Source organism: Pseudoalteromonas sp. SIMBA_162, assembly GCF_046535955.1.
GTDB classification, from domain to species: domain Bacteria; phylum Pseudomonadota; class Gammaproteobacteria; order Enterobacterales; family Alteromonadaceae; genus Pseudoalteromonas; species Pseudoalteromonas marina.
In genome coordinates this window covers 1-541 of the sequence record NZ_JAWJBQ010000068.1, presented here as the reverse complement: position 1 = coordinate 541, position 541 = coordinate 1, and the positions used below count along the sequence as shown (strand labels likewise).

General features: G+C 56.4%; 1 protein-coding gene. It reads left to right on the top strand.

Annotated features, from left to right (window positions below):
- Positions 1-150: 150 nt before the first annotated feature.
- A partial coding sequence (locus R0J88_RS18735) for an ATP-binding cassette domain-containing protein (protein ID WP_410900691.1) occupies positions 151-541 on the top strand: 391 nt, incomplete at its 3' end.

Below are 541 nucleotides of genomic sequence, written 5' to 3'. Positions count from 1 at the left end.
TTGATGGTCTGTCAGTCGCAATTGACTCGAATGTTATACAGATGCATAATTTTTATACAGATGCATAGTTTTATACAGGCACATGACTTTATGCAACTGCATAGTCAGTACCCGAGTGCATAACAACAAGATCAATCAGAGGACTCGCGCGTGCCTCACTCTCCTGTCACCCCGTTGACCGATACGAATGACGATGCCGTCATCGACATTCGCGGACTCTGGAAATCCTTTGCTGGACGCGAAGTCCTCAAGGGCATCGACCTCACCGCACAGCGTGGTGACGTGATCTCACTGATCGGCAGCAGCGGCTCGGGCAAGTCCACCCTGCTGCGCATCATCGCGGGGCTGGAATACGAGAGCAGCGGCTCGATCCGCATCGGCGAGCGGGAGATCACCTCGCTGGCACCGCGCGATCGCCGCATCGCGATGGTGTTCCAGAACTACGCCGTCTTCCCGCACATGACCGTGGCGGAGAACATCGCCTTCGGCCTGCGCGTGCGCAAGGACAGCGAGGCGCATATCCAGCGCAAGGTGAAGGAAA